The 18,046-nt window shown below is 66.8% G+C and carries 16 protein-coding genes; 6 read left to right on the top strand and 10 right to left on the bottom strand.

Annotated elements, in window-relative coordinates; genetic code table 11:
* Nucleotides 1-32 precede the first annotated feature (32 nt).
* Nucleotides 33-2,465: a PAS domain S-box protein gene (locus ACFQE9_RS02945; RefSeq protein ID WP_379740057.1), complete on the bottom strand. Its 2,433-nt coding sequence runs from the start codon at nt 2,463-2,465 to the stop codon at nt 33-35.
* A 106-nt stretch (nt 2,466-2,571) separates the two neighbouring features.
* Here ACFQE9_RS02945 and ACFQE9_RS02940 point away from each other — a divergent pair, with 106 nt between their 5' ends.
* From ACFQE9_RS02940 to ACFQE9_RS02930, 3 genes are read left to right on the top strand one after another with little or no spacing between them, the layout of a single operon-like run.
* The gene (locus tag ACFQE9_RS02940) at nt 2,572-4,170 is read left to right on the top strand and encodes a hypothetical protein (RefSeq protein WP_379740054.1); all 1,599 of its coding nucleotides are present in this window, start codon (nt 2,572-2,574) and stop codon (nt 4,168-4,170) included.
* A 12-nt stretch (nt 4,171-4,182) separates the two neighbouring features.
* Nucleotides 4,183-4,641, top strand: a complete 459-nt coding sequence (locus tag ACFQE9_RS02935; RefSeq protein ID WP_379740051.1) for a metal-dependent transcriptional regulator — start codon at nt 4,183-4,185, stop codon at nt 4,639-4,641.
* A gap of 57 nt (nt 4,642-4,698) precedes the next feature.
* Nucleotides 4,699-5,787, top strand: coding sequence for a pyridoxal-phosphate-dependent aminotransferase family protein (locus ACFQE9_RS02930; protein ID WP_379741317.1), 1,089 nt, complete (start codon nt 4,699-4,701; stop codon nt 5,785-5,787).
* Nucleotides 5,788-5,854: 67 nt separating this feature from the next.
* On the opposite strand, the gene ACFQE9_RS02925 is transcribed toward ACFQE9_RS02930, so the two are convergent.
* The 4 genes from ACFQE9_RS02925 to ACFQE9_RS02910 form a co-directional block, all read right to left on the bottom strand.
* Nucleotides 5,855-6,847 carry an RNA ligase family protein gene (locus tag ACFQE9_RS02925; RefSeq protein ID WP_379740048.1) on the bottom strand — a complete coding sequence of 331 codons (993 nt, stop codon included), beginning with the start codon at nt 6,845-6,847 and terminating at the stop codon, nt 5,855-5,857.
* A gap of 114 nt (nt 6,848-6,961) precedes the next feature.
* Nucleotides 6,962-7,564 (bottom strand): hypothetical protein, encoded by a 603-nt coding sequence (locus tag ACFQE9_RS02920; protein ID WP_379740045.1) that lies wholly within the window; start codon nt 7,562-7,564, stop codon nt 6,962-6,964.
* Nucleotides 7,565-7,589: 25 nt separating this feature from the next.
* Nucleotides 7,590-8,366, bottom strand: a complete 777-nt coding sequence (locus tag ACFQE9_RS02915) for a hypothetical protein (RefSeq protein ID WP_379740042.1) — start codon at nt 8,364-8,366, stop codon at nt 7,590-7,592.
* Nucleotides 8,367-8,460: 94 nt separating this feature from the next.
* Entirely contained in the window at nt 8,461-9,132 is a 672-nt protein-coding gene (locus ACFQE9_RS02910; protein ID WP_379740039.1) for a uracil-DNA glycosylase, read from the bottom strand.
* Nucleotides 9,133-9,263: 131 nt separating this feature from the next.
* On the opposite strand from ACFQE9_RS02910, the gene ACFQE9_RS02905 reads away from it, so the two are divergent.
* Nucleotides 9,264-9,425 carry a DUF7563 family protein gene (locus ACFQE9_RS02905; RefSeq protein WP_379740036.1) on the top strand — a complete coding sequence of 54 codons (162 nt, stop codon included), beginning with the start codon at nt 9,264-9,266 and terminating at the stop codon, nt 9,423-9,425.
* A 78-nt stretch (nt 9,426-9,503) separates the two neighbouring features.
* Here the strand turns inward: ACFQE9_RS02905 and ACFQE9_RS02900 are convergent, their stop codons facing one another.
* The 5 genes from ACFQE9_RS02900 to sdhC all read right to left on the bottom strand — a co-directional run bounded on the left by ACFQE9_RS02900 (nt 9,504) and on the right by sdhC (nt 13,593).
* Entirely contained in the window at nt 9,504-9,731 is a 228-nt protein-coding gene (locus ACFQE9_RS02900; RefSeq protein ID WP_379740033.1) for a TrmB family transcriptional regulator, read from the bottom strand.
* A gap of 283 nt (nt 9,732-10,014) precedes the next feature.
* Nucleotides 10,015-11,880, bottom strand: a complete 1,866-nt coding sequence (locus tag ACFQE9_RS02895; RefSeq protein WP_379740030.1) for an FAD-dependent oxidoreductase — start codon at nt 11,878-11,880, stop codon at nt 10,015-10,017.
* A 7-nt stretch (nt 11,881-11,887) separates the two neighbouring features.
* Nucleotides 11,888-12,781, bottom strand: a complete 894-nt coding sequence (locus ACFQE9_RS02890) for a succinate dehydrogenase/fumarate reductase iron-sulfur subunit (RefSeq protein ID WP_379740027.1) — start codon at nt 12,779-12,781, stop codon at nt 11,888-11,890.
* Nucleotides 12,782-12,794: 13 nt separating this feature from the next.
* Nucleotides 12,795-13,166, bottom strand: coding sequence for a succinate dehydrogenase/fumarate reductase transmembrane subunit (locus ACFQE9_RS02885; protein ID WP_379740024.1), 372 nt, complete (start codon nt 13,164-13,166; stop codon nt 12,795-12,797).
* 1 nt (nt 13,167) lies between these two features.
* A complete protein-coding gene (sdhC, locus tag ACFQE9_RS02880; protein ID WP_379740021.1) occupies nt 13,168-13,593 on the bottom strand; it encodes a succinate dehydrogenase, cytochrome b556 subunit in 426 nt (141 codons plus the stop codon).
* A gap of 498 nt (nt 13,594-14,091) precedes the next feature.
* Between sdhC and nirK the strand changes: the two genes are divergently transcribed.
* Entirely contained in the window at nt 14,092-15,180 is a 1,089-nt protein-coding gene (gene nirK, locus ACFQE9_RS02875) for a copper-containing nitrite reductase (RefSeq protein WP_379740018.1), read from the top strand.
* 163 nt (nt 15,181-15,343) lie between these two features.
* Nucleotides 15,344-18,037 carry a heavy metal translocating P-type ATPase gene (locus tag ACFQE9_RS02870; protein WP_379740015.1) on the top strand — a complete coding sequence of 898 codons (2,694 nt, stop codon included), beginning with the start codon at nt 15,344-15,346 and terminating at the stop codon, nt 18,035-18,037.
* Nucleotides 18,038-18,046: the final 9 nt, after the last annotated feature.

Raw genomic sequence — 18,046 nt, 5'->3', positions numbered from 1 at the left:
GAGTTACTCCGATCGCCGGTCCCTAACGGGAGTCACTCCGACTGGCCACCACGTTCCGGAGCGGTGTTGATCTCGAATCGGACGCCTCCCAGTTCCGTCGCGTCCGTGACCTCGATCTCCCAGTCGTGTTCCTCGATGATCTGGTGAACGCTTGCCATTCCTATTCCGATCCCCTCTCCATTGACTTTCGTCGAAAAGCCCGGAACGAACACCCGTTCTCGATTCTCCGGAGGAATCCCCGGTCCATCGTCCTCCAGGTAGAATCCGTCCTCTCCCCGGAGGGGGCCGATACGGATCCGAACCGTTCCTTCGCCGTGTTCGATCGAGTTCCCGATCAGGTTCTCGAACAACCGTCTAACCGCGCTCTCGTCGCCGCGGACGTCGATCGGCCCTTCCACGTGGAGGCTCGCGCTTGCCTCCGTGTTTTCGTGGCTAGTCGCCCCACCCTCCTCGTTCCCTACAGCACTCGAATCATCCATCTCTCCCCTGGAATCATTCACCTCCGTCCCGGATTTCGACTGCTGTGTCGCCGACGTGTCGATCGTCTCCCAGACCGATCTGGCGAGTTCGTCGACCTCGAGCGATCGAGTTTCATCAACGATCTCCCCGGTCTTGAGCACCGTCTCCAGATCCGCACGGAGTTCGTCCGCGCGATCGAGGGCCGAAAGTGCCGCCTCGATGTGCTCCACCTCGCCCGTCTCCCGTGCCAGCTCCAGACGGCCACGGACGGTGGCCATCGGCGACCGGAGGTCGTGTGAGACGACGCTCGTGAGCTCGTCGAACTGCTCGATCTGCCGTTCGAGCTTTCGTTCGAGCTGCTTTCGGTCGGTTACGTCGCGGAACATCCACAGCCGGCCGTAGTAGTTCCCGTCCTCGCCGGTGACGGGGGTCGTGTATCGATCGAAAATCCGACCGTCCCGCAGTTCGATCTCGCCGCGACTCGTCGCCTCCGGGCCCGCATACAGCTCCTCGATGAACTCGCGGAACGCCTCGGGATCGATCGTCTTCTCGGACACCCGTTCGAGGACGGCATCGTCGTCGCCCCTCTCGAGGACGTGCTCGGGGATCTCCCACAGCTCACAGAACCGGTCGTTGTAGGAGACGATCTCGCGATCCTCGTTGACGACGATGAGGCCGTCGAGGATCGCGTCCCGCTGTGCCGCGAGGAGTGACCGTTGGAACTCGAGTTCCCGCTGGCGCTCGCGATCGTTTCGATTGCGGAGTGCCCGGTGAACGATGTCCGCGACGTCGTTGGCGAACTGTACCTCGTCGCCGCTCCACTCGCGCGCCTCCTCGCGTGTCTCGTGACAGACGACACCCTTGACCTCGCCCTCGGAGCGAAGCGTCGCGTCGAGGAGCGACTGCACGTCGTTCGGTTCGAGGTAGTCCCCGGCCAGTCCTCGAGTTCTCGGATCCGAACGCGCGTCCTCGGCCGCGATCGACCGGTTCGATCGGATGGCGTCCACGTATTCGGGATACGCGTCCACGTCGAGCGTCATCCCCGATTCGTGTTCGTCCTCGATCCGGTCGTACTCATCGACACATCGCAGTACGTCGTCCTCCTCGTCCAGGAGCCAGACGTTCACCGCGGACGCATCGAGCACTTCCGTCGCGGTCTCGGTGACCTCCTCGACGGCACGGTCGAAGCGTCCGGAGACGACCGATTCGTGGGTCATGAGGTCCAAGAGCGCGTCCTGTTGGCGCCGTTGACGGCGTCTCCGGCGCTGTTTTTCGGAGACGTCCTGGACGACACAGACGTGGCCGCCCGTATCGAGCCGTGCGAGCGAGAGACGCTCGGGGATCGCCGTACCGTCAGCGTGCAGTCCCCGGCTCTGGCCGGTCCAACGCCCTTCCTCCTCGAGCCGCGGGAGGATCTCCTCCTCGAACCGCTCGACCTCCTCGTCGGGATACAGGACGCGCCAGTGTTCGCCGACGAGCTCCTCGGGATCGTAGCCGTAGAGGTTGGCGTAGGCCTCGTTGAGATAGATGTAACGGCCCTCCTCGTCGATTAGCCCGATCGCCTGGGTGGCCGTCTCGAGGGCCCGATAGACGCGGTTTCGCTCGTGTTCGTAACGGTACTGTTCGACCGCGTTCGTGATCCGATTCGCCAGCAGCTCGTACTGTTCCGTGCCGCCCCTCTTTTGGAGGTAGTCCGTCGCACCCTTTGCGATCGCCTCGCTCGCCACCTCCTCGGATCCCTTGCCCGTAAAGAGAATGAACGGCAGGGTCGGCTCCTCCTCGCGGACCGCTTCCAGAAACTGGAGGCCGTTCGATTCCGGCATGTCGTAGTCGCTGACCACACAATCGATCCGATCCGGATCCCCCGAGAGCTTCTCGAGGGCCGTCGTGACGCTCGTCTCCGTTTGAACCTCGATCCGATCGTCGACGCGTTCGAGGAACGCCGCGACCAGCTCCCCGAAATCCGACTGGTCGTCGACGTGAAGAACCCCGATCTCCGACTCCATGGGGGACTCGTTGTGTCCATCGGGCCAAAAGTCGATCGAATGCTCCCGGATCTCGAACATGTTCGCGGACAGCCGCAGGTATCTGCCGACCGTTTTTCAAACCGGCATGAGCGTGGTTCCCGGAACCGTCGAGACGGATCGACAGCCGCCGATGACGGTCCCCCTCCGTCACTTTCTCGTCGCCTCGCTGTTTCTCCTCGCCGGCGTGATCGCCGGGGTGTGGATCGCCGTCGGTACGCCACCCGCCTCCTCGAGCATCGCTCACGTCCACCTGCTCTTGGCCGGGTGGGTCTGTGTGACGATCATGGGCGCGATGACGCAGTTCGTTCCGGTGTGGTCCGGCGTCGATCTCCACTCGCGGTCGCTCGCGACCCGACAGCTCCAGCTCGTCTCCCTCGGACTGGTCGGGTTCGCGTTCGGGCTGTTCTCCGGTCGATTCCTTCTCCTTCCGGTATTCGGAGCCGTGATGTTGCTCGGCTTTTGGGTCTTCGTGTACAACATCGCTCGGACGCTTGCGTCCGTCGGCCCTCCCTCCGAACTCGACGTGACGGAACGCCACTTCGCGATCGCACTCGGATTCTTCCTCCTTCTCACGAGCGTTGGCGTCCTTCTCGCGATCGATCTCGTCCATCCGGTCCTCTCCACGCTTTCGGCTTCACATCCCGATCCGGCTTCACACCTCGATCCGGTCTCGCGCGTCGACGTCGTCGGCGCACACGCGACCCTCGCCGTCTTCGGCGCGGTCCTCTCGACCGTCCTCGGCGCGCTCTACCAGCTCGCGACGATGTTCACCCAGACCGAGCTCCACGGGCTCGACGTTCCACTGCAGCGGCTCGAGGAGGTCGGATACCCGATCGGCGTCCTGGCGCTCGCGACCGGCCGTCTCCTGGGCCTCCACCCTCTCGCCGCTTTCGGCGGGGTCCTGGTCTGCGTCGGGCTCCTCGCGGCGAGCGTCGTCCTCGCCCGTCGACTCGTCGAGACGCGGGTTCCCTGGACGCCCATGCTGTCGCGATACGCCGTTCTCGCCCCGGCGATGGCGCTTTGGGCGCTTCTCACGCTTCCGAGCTGGCTCCGCGATCCCCTCGCCACGTCCGCGCGGTTCGGGGCGCCGGGGACGGTCCATCTGTTGACCCTCGGCGTCATCGGGTTCGTCGTTCTCGGGACGGTCTATCACGTCGTTCCGTTCATCGTCTGGGTCCACCGCTACAGCGATCTCCTCGGGTTCGAGGACGTTCCCATGATCGACGACCTCTACAGCGACCGGATCGCCCGAACCGACTTCGCGTGTTTCCTCCTCGGAACCCTGTTCGTCGTCGTCGCCGATCTGAACGCAGTCGTCGGGCTCGGGTTCGGGAACGCCGGAGTCGCCGATCTCCTCCGCGGCGTCGGTGGAGCGGCGATTCTCGTCGGATCGGTCGCGTTCTGTTGGAACGTCGCTACGGTGGTTCGAACCCACAGCCCGTATTCGATCGCGGAGATCCTGTTCGGATCGATCGCCGCCGGTGACGCCGACGCCAACACCGGCTCCGACGCCGACCAACCGGGCAGCGATGACCCCGGAACCGACGAACCAACCGGAGATCTCTCTACTCGAGAGGACCCGGCCATGCAGGGTTCTACCTCCGACATGCGGAGTCCCACCTCCGATCGCGCCGCCTCTAGGCGAACCGATTCGGGAGGAGACCTTCCCGCCGAGGGTTCCTGATCCCACCCATCCATGTCGACCGCCCGATCGCCGCCGAACTCCGTCGAACCCGCGGGAGCGTGTGCGTGTGACCGCCCGCACGAATGCATCGATCGCCGTCCTGGACGCTATCTGGTCGCCGTTCGTCTGCTCGCCCTCGACGACGGGGTGAGCGCGTCGACCGGAACGATAAGCGACCGTCTGTCGGTCACCCCCGCGAGCGCCACGGAGATGGTCGACCGGCTCGCAGCGGACGGCCTCCTCGTTCGCGAACCACGCGGCGACGTGTGGCTGACCGACCGCGGCGCGACGGTGGCCGCCGAACTCGCGTGGCGACGTGATCTCGTCCGCCGATTCCTCGACGAGATCTCGGGTGACGACGTCGCTTCCAGGGACGCCACGACCGATCCCGAGGTGGCGTATCGGATCGGCTACCACCTCCCTTCGGACGCGGTCGATCGGCTCGCGGGGCTCGCCACCGACGGCCAGTGACCAATCGATCGAACCGCAATCCGGAAATGGCCGCCGCTCGCAGGCCGTGGTATGACGATACGATTCACACCCGGTCCGACGGCGGTTCCGGAGTCGGTCCGCGAGGCGATGGCGGAAGTCCAGCCCAACCCGGACGTCGAGGCATCCTTTCGGGAGCGCTACGACGCGCTCCGTGGAAAACTCGCCCGCGTCTACGGCGCCTCTCACGATGGCATCGATGAAGCCTCTCACGACGTCGTTATCCCGGGCGGCGAGGGGATCCTCGGACTGGAGGCGGCGATCGCCTCGCTCGTCGCGCCGGGCGACCGCGTGCTCTGTGTCTCGAACGGGATCTACGGCGACGGGTTCGCCGACTTCGTCGAGTCGTACGGCGGGGACGCCACGGTCGTTTCCGCGCCCTACGACGAGGGGCTCGATCGCTCGGCCGTCGCCGACGCGCTCGAGTCCGCCGCCGCCGAGGACGACCCGTTCGAGGTCGCCACGCTCGTCCACTGCGAGACGCCGACGGGAACGCTCAACGACATCGGCCCCGTCCTCGACCTCCTCGATGCCCACGACGTGGTGACCGTCGTCGACGCCGTCTCCTCGCTCGGCGGGACTCCGGTCCCGACCGACCGGATCGACGTCTGTCTGGGCGCCTCCCAGAAGTGCTTCAGCGCGCCGCCGGGGCTCACCACGGCCGCGATAAGCGACCGAGCCTGGGAGCGAATGGAGGAGCGCGACCCGTCGTCGCTGTACACGAACTTCCTCCCGTGGCGGGACGTCTCCGAGGGGTTCCCCTACACACACCTGAACGCGAACGTCGCCGCCCTCGACGTCGCGGTCGATCGCCTGTTGGAGGAAGGTCTCGAGTCCGTCCACGACCGACACGAGCGCGCGGCCGAACGCTGTCGCGAGCGCGTCCGGGAGCTTGGTCTCGAGTGCTACCCCGACCCCGATCGATGCTCGCCGACGGTGACCGCCGTCCACCTGCCCGGCGAGGCCCGGACCGTTCAGCGGCGCGTTCGCGAGGAACACGACGTCGTCCTCGCGACCGGCCTCGGGGAGATGGCCGACGACGTCCTTCGGTTCGGCCACATGGGGTACAACGCCGACGTGGAGACGGTCGATCGCGTGATGGACGCGGTGGCGGACGTGCTTCGATGAGTCCTCGCGTACTCTGGTGAACTCTCGCGTGTTCCGGTGTGCCCTCGGCTTCGATGATCGATGCCCCTCAACCGAGGAACCGAACCGCCCGTTCCGTCACCGTATCGCGGAGTTCCTCGCACGAGATCGCATCCGCCCTACCTGCCCCGCCGGACGACCGACCGTCGGTCCCGCGTCCCCCATGGCCCTCGCGATGGAGGGTGGTCTCTCGAAGCACCCGCTCGAGGACGCGCTCCGTGAGCGCCTCGACGGTCACCGGTTCGCCACGCTCCGCGATCCGCGTCGCGGTCCGTTCCAGACGGTCGTCGCTCACGTATCGACCGATCACCTCGTCCGGTCGCTCCTCCGGGGATCCGTCGGACGATCCCCTCGACGGCGTCGACTCTCCCGATGTCTCGGTTTCCCCGGTCGTTTCGGCTTCTCCGGCCGCGTTCGAGGTCCCGGTGGTTTCGGATCCCTCGGATGCTTCGGACGCATCGATCGCTTCCAGTTTCGGATGGACCATCGCCGCTCGATCGCCGCTCTTGTTCCGGATCACGACCCCCGCCGCGGGGCCGTCGTACCACTCCGACTTCGGGATCGCGTACGAGCCGGGATCGAAGTCGCGCGCGCGGACCTCCCGTTCGATCGCGTTGACCGGGTCCAGTCCGAGCGCCTCGAAGATCGACTCGACGGCGTCCGGCGGACGAAACGCGCCCGCTTCGTCAGACCAGACGTCGAACCCCAGGAACGGCGGGATCCGGTCCCACTCGTAGTCGATCGCGTTCCGATACGTCGCCTCCCCGAAGAGGACCACGTCCTCGACGTCGTCGACCGCGGCGCGAAGCGCCTCGCGATCGAGGTTCTCGCGAACGTGTCTGACCGCGTGGCGGTACTCCACGGGGATCTCCTCGGCGTCCTCGTAGACCCGATTTCGATCCCCGAACCGAATCAGCCCCGACTCCCGAAGCTGCATCCGGAGGTGTCCGCCGTCGATCTTCTCGAGGAGCCAGAGGTGTCCTCCCTCGAGGAGTCGATCAGGGGCGTCCTCGGCTCGCGGGATGGATGGGTACTCCTTCATGGAAACCGTCGCCGCCTCGGCGTACGCCGACCTTCGCCGCGATCGGATTTATACTTCCGGGGCCGCGATCCGGTTCGGTCCTTCGAATCCGCGATCCGGTTCGACCCTCCTGACCTAAAAGGGAGCCTCCGAGTTCCCCGGCGGCCCGCGGCTCGGCGACTCCTCGCGTTTCGATCGTTCCATCGGCGTCGAACCGACCTCGCCGGCGTCCTCGGGAACGACGGTCACGTCGCCGGTCTCCAGGTATCGCTCCTCCAGCTCCGCAAGCTGGTCGTTTATCGCCTCGCTTTGGTGGTGCATCCGGGCCGCCCGCACACGAACCAGATCGTAGTCGTGGCGGTCGCTCAAGCCGTTCCAGGCTCGAAACGACCCCATGGTCAAGGTGTGGGTCTGGGGGCAAAACGGCGTCGTCGGCGTGAACTCCGCACGCAGGACGGCGGGGTCGTCGACCTCCTCGGCGTATCGGTAGCCCGCACCCGGATGACGTGTATCGAGGTTCAACCGCGCCAGGTTGTAGTTGAAGGTCATGTCGTAGACCGTTCGCTCCTCGAAGCAGTCCTTCGTCACCCGGTGGAACGCCACGTGTTCGTCGCCGGTCAACACGTCGTGACCCTCGAGGAACGCTCCCGGCCTCGGCAGGTTATCGGGGACGAACTCGTCGTAACCGTCGAAGAGGTCCCCCGCGTCGCTCCCGAACGGTGATGGAAACCCGGCCATACGCGTGGATCCGGCCCGAGCGTCCCTATGAATCCCCCCGAACACGTTCGTCCCGAACGAGCTCGAGGTCGCCGTCGGCCTCTCTGGTCTCGAGGCCGTGTTCGTGGACGAACGTCGCCGTGTGTTCGGGAACGACCCGCTCGGCGGCAAAGCGCGCTCTAAGCAGCGGGACGACGTCGAGGAGGTCCTCACCCGTTCGGATGGCGGGGAGCGACCGGACGAACTCGACGTCCTCGCCCGCCTCCCGGGTCCGTTCCGCGAGCGTCCGGACGCTCGCGCCCGCGAACGCGTCCGTGAAGTCGACGGGCTCCGTAAACCCGGCGTAGTAACACCGTCCGCGTCGGGCGGGACCGAGGACGGCGCCCGAACTCCGGAGCTTCATCGCGGCCGCGTCGATCACCTGTCGGGTGAGAAACGGCGTCGTCGGCTCCACGATCGCCACGGACGCCGCGTCCTCCTCGCGAAGGAGGTGCGTCGCCGTGTTTCCGGCCCGTGCGCTGTAGTTCGAGCCGACCTGCGGCTCGAACCGAACGTCCTCGACGCTTCCGAGGGTGTCGGCGACGATCGCACGCAGCTCCGCCTCCGGTGGGTCGCCGCCGCGGGCCGGTTCCGGAAGCATCTCCTCTGTCGGGTAGTTCACGAGGAGGTCGCCCCCCGAGCGGTCGACGGCTCGAACCGTATCGCGAAGGACGGCCTCGTACAGATCGCTCGCCTCCGCCTGCGAGAGCGGGCTCGTCTCGGGAAGGGTCGGATAGCCGACGCCCGGACGCGGCGGGTCGGCGAGCACGGCGATGACGGTCATACCGGAGATGGGACGGTCCGCGACTTGAACGTCCGGTTTCCGATCCGGGTCGCGTTCGCGTCCGCCGTCGACTCGGTCGATCGAGCCGCCCGGATCACCGGCTCCGTCGCCCCTTCGTCTGGCGGTAGTCCCGTTGAAGCACGTTCTCCCGAAGGTGCTCGAGGAAGGCCTCCCGCTGGTCAGCACTCGCGGCCGTGGGATCACACATCGGAACGAGTTCGAATCCCCGCCCGCGAACGGTGCTCGCGTGTTCGGATTCGACGTCGAATGAGTCCGGCGCGCGCGTCGTGTACTCGATCGCGAGCGCCTCGAGCGGGCGTTGGCCCACCGGCACGATGATCTGGGGGTTGATCATCCGGATCTCCGCGTTCAAGAACGGCTCGCAGTTGGCTCGTTCCTCCTCGGTCGCCGGCCTCTCCGGGTGGTGACACCGCGTCAGGTGGGTGAAGAAGGCGTTTCGAACCGTCGGTTCGTGCGGGTCCTCGATTTCGCCGTCGTCTCCCCCCGTCGACTCGGTGTCCTCCAACGGTTCGACGAACCCGAGTTCCGCGAACATCGATCGAAGCCGGGATCCCCGTTCCCCGGCGAGCGGGCTACCAGCCCGGTCCGCACCCGAATCCGGAGCCTCCGCGACCACGAGGAAGTCCCCGCCGACGTCCCCGTATCCGTGTACAACGCTCGAGCGCGTCCCGCACAGCTCGGGACAGTTCTCACACTCCGAGTCCATCCCGAACGGGTTCGCGAGCTCCGTCTGGCGTGCGTCCACGGGCCACGTTCGATCCCGAGGGCAAAAACGCCGATGATCGTGCCCGCGTTCCTCGTTCCGTGTCACTCCTACCGCCGAGGATCCGCGTTCCCACAAGATTTATGAGGAAATGTGTGACACCCTCACACGATATGCCGGAATGTCAAAACTGCGGCGCGTTCGTCACCCCGGCGTACGCCCGCGTGTTCACCCCGGACGGGATCGAGGAGCCACGAGCCTGCCCCAGCTGTGAGGACGTCGTCCGCGACGGCGCGGACGTCCGGCGTGCCCGATCGACACGGAACACCGGCTAAGACACGTCGTTTCGCTCGCCGAAACGCCCCCGCCTCATCTCTGGAGTCGCGATCCGTCCGAACCGTGATCGGTCCGACTCAGGTGAGCCGATATTCCTCGCCGCGTTGTGCCACGAACTCCCGTTTGCGTAGCGTCTTCAGGATGCTGTAAAGGGAGATCTTCTTCATCCCGAGGGAGTCGGCCATCTCACCCACCGTCGCGCGCTCGTTGGTTCGCAGGTACAGATACACGAGCTTCGCTCGAGGCGACTGTAGCTCCGGCGGGAGCGTCATCGCGGTCCCCATGCCGGATTCGGTTTCGATCATCATGCGTGATTCAGTACTTCGACGATAATAAATCCCCTATTCAACGATCGTCGAACATGGGAAAAGCGGGCGTTATAACGCTTCTCACCGCAGATCTACCCCGAAACTCGATCGGAACATCCCGATCGACGGTCGTCCTGCGGCGGGAATTCGAACCGATCGTTCGACCGACGTCGTATGAGCCGTGTGAGTTGTGTACACGGCCGCACTGGTCCTTTTGAGGCCCGAGATCCCCCTCGATCTGAAACCTCCACACTCGGGAGGTGACCTGCGACTTCTACGCTCAGTAGGATCGGACCTTCGGCTCGTAGCGCTTCTCCTCGCCCTCGAGCACGACCGGACGGTACCACAGCTCGGGTTCGCCGTCGTTCCAGGAGATGAGCGTGTGTTTGAGCCAGTTCTCGTCGTCGCGGATCTGGTTCTCCTTGCGCCAGTGGGCGCCGCGGAACTCGTTTCGCGCGAGCGCCCCGACCGTCAGGGCCTCCGCGATGTCGAGGATGTTTCGCGTCTCGAGCGTGTGGATGAGGTCGGTGTTGAACGTGCGCGAGGGATCGGAGACGCCGACGTCGCGATAGCGTTCGCGGGCCTCCTGGAGGTCGGCGAGCGCCTGCTCGAGACCTTCCTCCTCGCGGAAGACGTTCACGTTCTCGGTCATCGTGTCCTGGACGGCAGAGCGGATCTCCGCGTGGTTGACGCCGTCGGCGACGAGCAGCTCCTCGACGCGTTCCGTCTCGCGCTCGACCGCGCGCTCGAGTACGGCGTCGCCGTCCGTGATCGTCTCGCCGCCGTCGGCCGCCGCGGTCGCATCGGCTCCCTCATCGGGCTCGCCGAGCGGCACCGGCGAATCGAACTCGGCGTCCTCGTAGTCGCCGCGTCGTCCGGTGTCGATCTCCGGCTCGCCGTACTCCTCGCCGGCGGCGTGGCGCCCGGCGAGCTTCCCGAAGACAATGAGCTCCGGCAGCGCGTTTCCGCCGAGGCGGTTCGCGCCGTGGACGGACGCGCACGCGCACTCGCCGGCCGCGTACAGTCCGTCGATGCACGTCTCGCCGTACTCGTTCGTCTCGATCCCGCCCATCGCGTAGTGCTGGCCGGGCTTTACCGGCATCGGCTCCTCGAGGCCGTCGACGCCCTCGAAGTCCTCGGCCAGGTGGAGGATGTTCTCGAGCCGATCGAGGATTCGCTCCTCGCCGAGGTGGCGCATGTCGAGGTGGACGTACTCGTCTTCGATCCCGCGTCCCTCGTTGACCTCCGTGAGTTCGGCCCGGGAGACGACGTCACGGCTCGCGAGCTCGCCGTCGTTGTTGGCGTAGCCGTGTTCGAACATGAAGCGCTCGCCCTCCTCGTTGTAGAGGATGCCGCCCTCGCCGCGGACGCCCTCGGAGATGAGCACCCCAGTGGAGGGAAGCGTCGTCGGGTGGAACTGGATGAACTCCATGTCCTCCATCGGGACGCCGGCGCGGTAGGCCATCGCGACCCCGTCGCCCGTGTTCGCCACCGCGTTCGTCGTGTGGTCGTAGACCTGGCCCATCCCGCCCGTCGTCAGGATGACGCCGTCGTTGGCGCGGAAGCCGGCGATCTCGCCGCTTTGCAGCTCGTAGGCCACGACGCCGTGACACGAGCGGTCCTCCGGTTCGGGCTCGTCCGTGACCGCGAGGTTCATCACGTGCCACTCGTCGTAGACCTCGATGCCCCGTTTGACCACCTGCTCGTACATCGTGTGCAACAGCTGGTGGCCGGTCTCGGCGCCCGCGTAGGTCGTCCGCGGGAACGAGAGCCCGCCGAACGGGCGCTGGGAGACGGTGCCGTCCTCCTCGCGGGAGAAGGCCATTCCCCAGTGTTCGAGCTGGATCGTCTCCTTGGGACTCTCCTGACAGAGCCGCTCTATCGCCGGCGCGTCGCCCAGGTAGTCCGACCCCTTCATCGTGTCGTAGGCGTGGTCCTCCCAGGAGTCGGCGTCGCGGATGGCCGCGTTGATGCCGCCCTCCGCGGCGCCGGTGTGTGACCGGACCGGGTGGAGCTTCGAGACGATCGCCACGTCGGCGCCGGCCTCCTGGGCCGAGATGGCCGCCCGCAGTCCGGCGCCGCCCGCGCCGACCACGATCACGTCGTGTTCGTACGTCCGTCCGTCGGTGTGTGATTGCTGGCTCACGGTCTTTTCACCAGAATTTGAGGTTGTTCTTCACCGCTTCCCGCTTCAGCTCCTGGATGTGCTCGGTGAGGGGGATGTCCTTGGGACACACCTCGGTACAGGAGAACTGGGTCTGACACCGCCAAACGCCGTGTTCCTGCTCGAGTATCTCGAGGCGTTCCTCGGTTCGATCCTCGCCCTCCCGATCGTCCATCGCGAACCGGTACGCCTTGTTGATCGCGGCCGGGCCGAGGTACTGGTTGTCCCCGGCGGCGATGTTACACGAGGACATGCAGGCGCCACACCAGATGCACCGCGTCGACATCTTCACCTTCTCGCGGTTCTCCCGGCTCTGTCGCTGTTCGGCCAGCTCGTCCTCGGGTAGCTCGTCCGGATCGAAGAACGGCTCGACGGCGTCCATCTGGTCGTAGAAGTGCTGCATGTCCACGACGAGGTCCTTTCGCACGTCGGCATGCGGCAGCGGCTCGATGCGGACCGGGTCGGAAAGCTCCGATATCTGGGTCTTGCAGGCCAGCCGCTGTTGGCCGTTGACGAACATGGCGTCCGAGCCACAGACCGCCTGTCGACAGGAGTGTCGAAACGTCAGCGACGAGTCGAAGTGATCGCGCGCGTAGATGAGCGCGTCGAGGACGGTCATCCCCTTCTCGAAGGGAACGTGGAACTCGTCGAACCGCGGCTCCTGTTTGCCCTCGACCTCGGGGTCGAACCGGAAGACGAGGATCTCGCGGGTGTTCTCGTTCGCCGCCGCCCGCTCGCCCTCCTCGGCTTCCCGTTCCGCCTCCGCCTCGGCCGCACGTTGGCGTTTCCGCTCGCGGCGAAGGTCGCCCTTCGAGGGCGCCTCCTCCGCGTCCGATTCGACCTCGGCGTCCGCGTCCGATTGCTGTGGTAGTTGCGTGCTCATTGATGTGGTCCGGTTACAGCGGGAATCCCCCCGCCCAGGCGTTGGCGGTGCGGATGCCCTGTACGATGAGGACGATGCTCGCAAGGATCAACGCGCCCTTGATGAGTTGCTTCTTGCGTCCGGTCAACCCCTGGTTGATCAACGCGTTGTAGACGCCGTTGACGCCGTGGAACGTGGCCGTCACGAGGAACAACACCATGAGCGAGTAGTAGCTCAGCGTCTCCATGCGCGCGGAGCTCGCCAGGAACGACACCTCGTCGGCGTGGTTGACGAAGTGGAGCAGGAAGAAGTGGAACGCCAACACGACCACGAGGAACGCGGCCGTGACCCGCTGGAGGAGCCACATCGTCCCGCCGGGGGTGAAAGAGGAGTAGCGCTCGGCCATCTCAGAGCGCCCCCCCGACGAACGTCGGAACCGACGCGACCGTGATCAGGCCGGTCAGGATCAACGACGCGTAGAAGCTCTTGTCCTGTGAATCCAATCCGACGCCGAGATCGACGAACAGCAGACGCGTTCCGTTGAGGATGTGGAACACGGCCACCGCGAGGAGGCCGACCTCGAGTATGCGGACCAAAAGCAGCTCCTCGAGGGTGACGATCGTCTGCGTGTAGACGTCGTCACCCGCCTGCAGGACCGCCTGTTCCGCGCCGGATGCGGGGATGGCGGTGCTCAAAACCGCGATGTGGGTGAACAGATATCCCACGAGCACCCACCCGGTGAACTTGTGAAAGATCCAGGCCCACATCCCCGCGCGGAACTCCCGCCAGCGGCCGAAGTCCTCGATGAGGCCCCGATTGTGCGACTGACTCATACCGCTTGGGGGTCCGTACCCATGAGGTAAAGGCGTTTCTAACGCGCGGAGAGGACGCCGCCTCGCGCGTACGATCTACTGTGATATTCGACGTCGATCTGCGACGGTATGCGGCGTCCACCCGTAGGGGTGTGCGGGACGGTACGCGGCATCCACCCGTAGGGGTGTGCGGCATCGACTCGCGGTGGTCTGTGACATCGACACGAGTCCTTCCGTACCCGGCATCATTCCCGGTCCGTTCCGGATCTCGCCGCACGCCGATCAACGATCGACGATCCGGTGTTCGTCCCGCGGTCCCTCGATCCGACAGCCCTCCCGCGGAGTCCCGGATGATAATCCCCGTCTTCTCGTCCGAACGTTCGATCACCGTCGAACGAGGATCGTTTTCTCCCTTTAAGTACTATGGTACCTACATGTTCGAGTATCATCCCAAAAAATTGGAAACCGCTCGCCGTTTCATGTATGTTTCCTACATATGCTCAACTGGAGGGAGACACAATGTCCGAAACCAACGGATTCCCACGGCGGACGTTCATGAAAGCGGCCGGCGCCGGCGCGGCGGTACTCACCGCCGGCTGTCTCGGTGCCCCGCAGTCCGGAGACGCGAGCGCGGAGGCGGCCACCCCGGAGCCGGAGGCCCAACTCGCGGAGGCACGGTCGGTCGATCTCGACCGGATCGCGGCCGACCCGACCGAGCTACCGGACCCGGTCGACTGGAGCGAGCCGCGCCACCACGAGGTGGAACTCGAGACGACCGAACGCGTCGCCGAGATCGAGCCCGGCGTCACGTTCAACTACATGACCTTCGAGGACCGGATCCCCGGTCCGATGGTCCGCGTGCGCCGCGGCGACACCGTCACGCTTCGTCTCACGAGCAGCGAGGACAACTCGCTGCCGCACAACATCGATTTCCACGCGGTCTACGGCCCGGGCGGCGGCGCCGATGACACGACGATCGCGCCGGGCGAGAGCGCGGAGATCCAGTTCAAGGCGACCTACCCCGGCGTGTTCATCTACCACTGTGCGGTCCCGAACATGGACCACCACATCAGCGCCGGGATGTTCGGCGCGATCCTCGTGGAGCCGGAGGACGGCCTTCCGGAGGTCGACCGCGAGCTCTACTTCGGCCAGCACGAGCTGTACACGACCGGCGAGGCCGGCGAGAAGGGCCACCACGAGTTCGACGTGGAGGCCATGAAGCGCGAGGAGCCGACCTACGTCTGTCTCAACGGCGAGGCGTACGCCTTCACCGGCGACGGCTACGGTCCCGTCACGGTCGACAAGGGTGACCGGGTCCGGATCTTCCACGCCAGCGGCGGCCCGAACCTGACGAGCTCCTGGCACGGCATCGGGAACGTCTGGGAGACGTTCTACCGCGACGGCGACCTGGTCTCCGATCCCGACCGCTACGTCGAGACCGCCCCCGTCGCGCCCGGAACGGTCGCGGCCGCGGAGATCGACACGCCGGTCCCCGGACCGATCAAGCTCGTCGACCACGCGCTGAGCCGGGTCGCACGCAAGGGCATGCTCGGGGTCATCCAAGTCGAGGGCGAGCCGGAGCCTGAGATCTTCAACCCGGATCCCTGAGACGCCCCGGCGCGCCCCTCCCGGCGCCCGACCCCGACGTACCGTTCTTCCGATGTTTTCACCGGTGTGACCGCGTCGGCCTGACCGTCCGCGACCCCGATGGGCCGTGAGCCGAACACGTTCGCGACCACCCATTCGGCCGCGGCGCCCGAACGACCACCCGATGGGGACCTGTGACCTCTGTGATCTGCCGACGCCGGATCCGCCGGTCGAGGAGCCGGACGTGGACGGGTCGTTCTGTTGCCGGGGCTGCCTCGAGGTCTCGACGGCGCTCGCGGACGTCGACGACCCGTCTTCAGAGGTCGACGAACTCCGCGAGGACGGAGCCGAGGGAAGCACCACTGGGGCGACAGGTGCGACACGCGGGAGGGGCGGGACGGGCCGGGACGTCTCCGGGGACGACCATTCCGATGACGCCTCCCGGACGTTCCTCGCGGTCGACGGCATGCACTGTACCACCTGCGAGGCCTTCCTCTCGCTCCGCGGCGAGGAATGTGCGGGCGTTCACGCCGTCGACGCCAACTACGGGACCGGGACGGCTCGCGTCGACTACGACCCCGACCGGATCGACGAGTCGGATCTCCCGGATCGCCTCTCCGGTTACGGCTACGCGCTTCGATTTCGCGATCCGAACTCTGGTGCGCACGGGAGCGCGGACGGGTCGGAGGGGACAGACCGCGGACCCTCCCGTGCGCGACGAAGCGACACCCTCCAGCGGCTCGTCGTGGGCGGCTTCTTCGCGATGTTGATCATGCCGTGGTACCTCTTTTACCTCTATCCCGGCTACGTCGGCATCGAGACGGGGGTCCTCGACGTCGACACCACCACGCCGGTCGGGATCTACCTCCCCCTGGCGTTCATCGCGCTCGCGAGCGCCGTCGTCGTCTTCTACACGGGACGCCCCGTTCTCCGGGGCGCCTGGGTGAGCGTTCGAACCCGCCGGCCGAACATGGACCTCCTCGTCTCCGTCGCGGCGCTTTCGTCGTTCGCCTACAGCACGGTCGCGCTCGCGACCGGCAGCACGCACCTCTATTACGACGTCAGCGTCGCCGTGATCCTCGTCGTCACGGTCGGGAGACACTACGAGGACCGGATCCGGTCGGCGGCGACCGAGCGCCTGTCGGCGGTTACGGCGGCGCGAACGCGCGAGGCGACCCGTCTCACGGCGGACGGTCGCGAGACCGTCCACGTCGGCGACCTCGACTCCGGCGACCGGGTCCTCGTCCCGCCCGGCGAGCGGGTTCCGGTCGACGGCACCGTCCGCGAGGGCGTCGCGGACGTCGACGAGTCCGTGCTCACCGGGGAGTCGCTTCCGGTCTCGAAACGGCCTGGCGATCCCGTCGTCGGCGGTGCGACCGTCACCGACGAGGCGCTCGTGGTGGAGGTCGGCGAGGACGCCGAAAGCACCGCCGACCGGATCGCGACCGCGCTCTGGGAGATCCAGAGCGAGGCGCCGGGCGTCCAGCGATTCGCCGACGCCCTCGCGACCGTCTTCGTCCCCCTCGTGTTGACGATCGGGATCGCCGTGACGATCTGGCGGCTGTGGGCCGGCGCCGGGATCGCGCCCGCGCTTTTGGCCGGCTTGACCGTCCTCGTCGTCTCGTGTCCGTGCGCGATGGGGCTCGCGACCCCGCTCGCCGTCGCCGGCGGGCTTCGGGACGCGCTCGAGCGGGGCATCGTCGTCACCAACGACGCGCTCTTCGAGACCGCGCCCGAGGCCGAGGTCGTGGTCTTCGACAAGACCGGGACTCTCACCACGGGCGAACTGCGCGTCGCGGACGCGTTCGGACATCCGGATACCCTCCGTCGCGCCGCCGCCGTCGAGCGGCTCTCGGACCATCCCGTCGCGGACGCGCTCCTCTCGGCTTTCGGGGAGCGCGATCCGACGGTCGCGGAGGGTGGGGCGGGTGCGGAGAGCGATCGGACGGTCGAAGGATCACTCCCGGACGTCGACGGCTTTGCTCGCCATCCCGGCGCGGGCGTGTCGGGAACCGTCGACGGCGATCGGGTCGTCGTCGGCACGCCGGAACTGGTCGTTCGCGAGACGATCGAAGCCAGGACGGGGATTCCGGACGGCGGCGATTCGGGATCTCCCGAGGCGCTCGAAGGGTCCGGTGAACTCGAAGCGTCCGGTGAACTCGAGGGGATCGGGAAACTCGAGCGGATCGACGACGACCTTCGAGAGCGGATCGAACGCGCCGACCGCCAGGGCGCGCTGCCGGTCGCGGTCGGCTGGGACGGCGCGGTCCGGGGCATGCTGGTCCTCGAGGATCGCGAGCGGTCGGCGTGGCGCGAGACGGTCGAATCCGTGCGCGATCGCGAGGTGTGCGTGCTCACCGGCGACGACGGCGAGAGCGCGGAGCGCTTCCGGGACCACCCGGCAGTCGACCGCGTCTTCGCCGGCGTCCCGCCCGACGGCAAGGCGGAGACGGTGAGGCGGCTCGCGGCCTCGGGAACGACCGTGATGGTCGGCGACGGGACCAACGACGCGACCGCGCTCGCGGCGGCCGACCTCGGGATCGCGATGGGTGACGGCACCGCCCGGGCGGTCGACGCCGCCGACGTGACGCTTCTCGACGGACGTCTCCGTGAACTCGGAACGGTCTTCGAGCTGGCGCGGGGAACTCGCCGTCGGATCCGCCACAACGTCGGATGGGCGCTCCTGTACAACGCGGTCGCCATCCCGCTCGCCGTGGCGGGGCTTTTGAACCCGCTTTTCGCCGCGGTCGCGATGGCGGCGAGCAGCCTGATCGTCGTGGGGAACTCCGGTCGCCCGATCGTCGATTCGACCTCCGCGGACTCCGCGGACTCCGCCCCCGCATCCGACGACGATCGATCCGGGGCTTTGCGACCCTGACCAGTCCTA

It is taken from the genome of Halopenitus salinus (assembly GCF_042662125.1).
In the GTDB taxonomy this organism is placed as follows: domain Archaea; phylum Halobacteriota; class Halobacteria; order Halobacteriales; family Haloferacaceae; genus Halopenitus; species Halopenitus salinus.
Note: the sequence above shows the minus strand (reverse complement) of the source record. Positions and strands in the feature narration are given on the sequence as shown.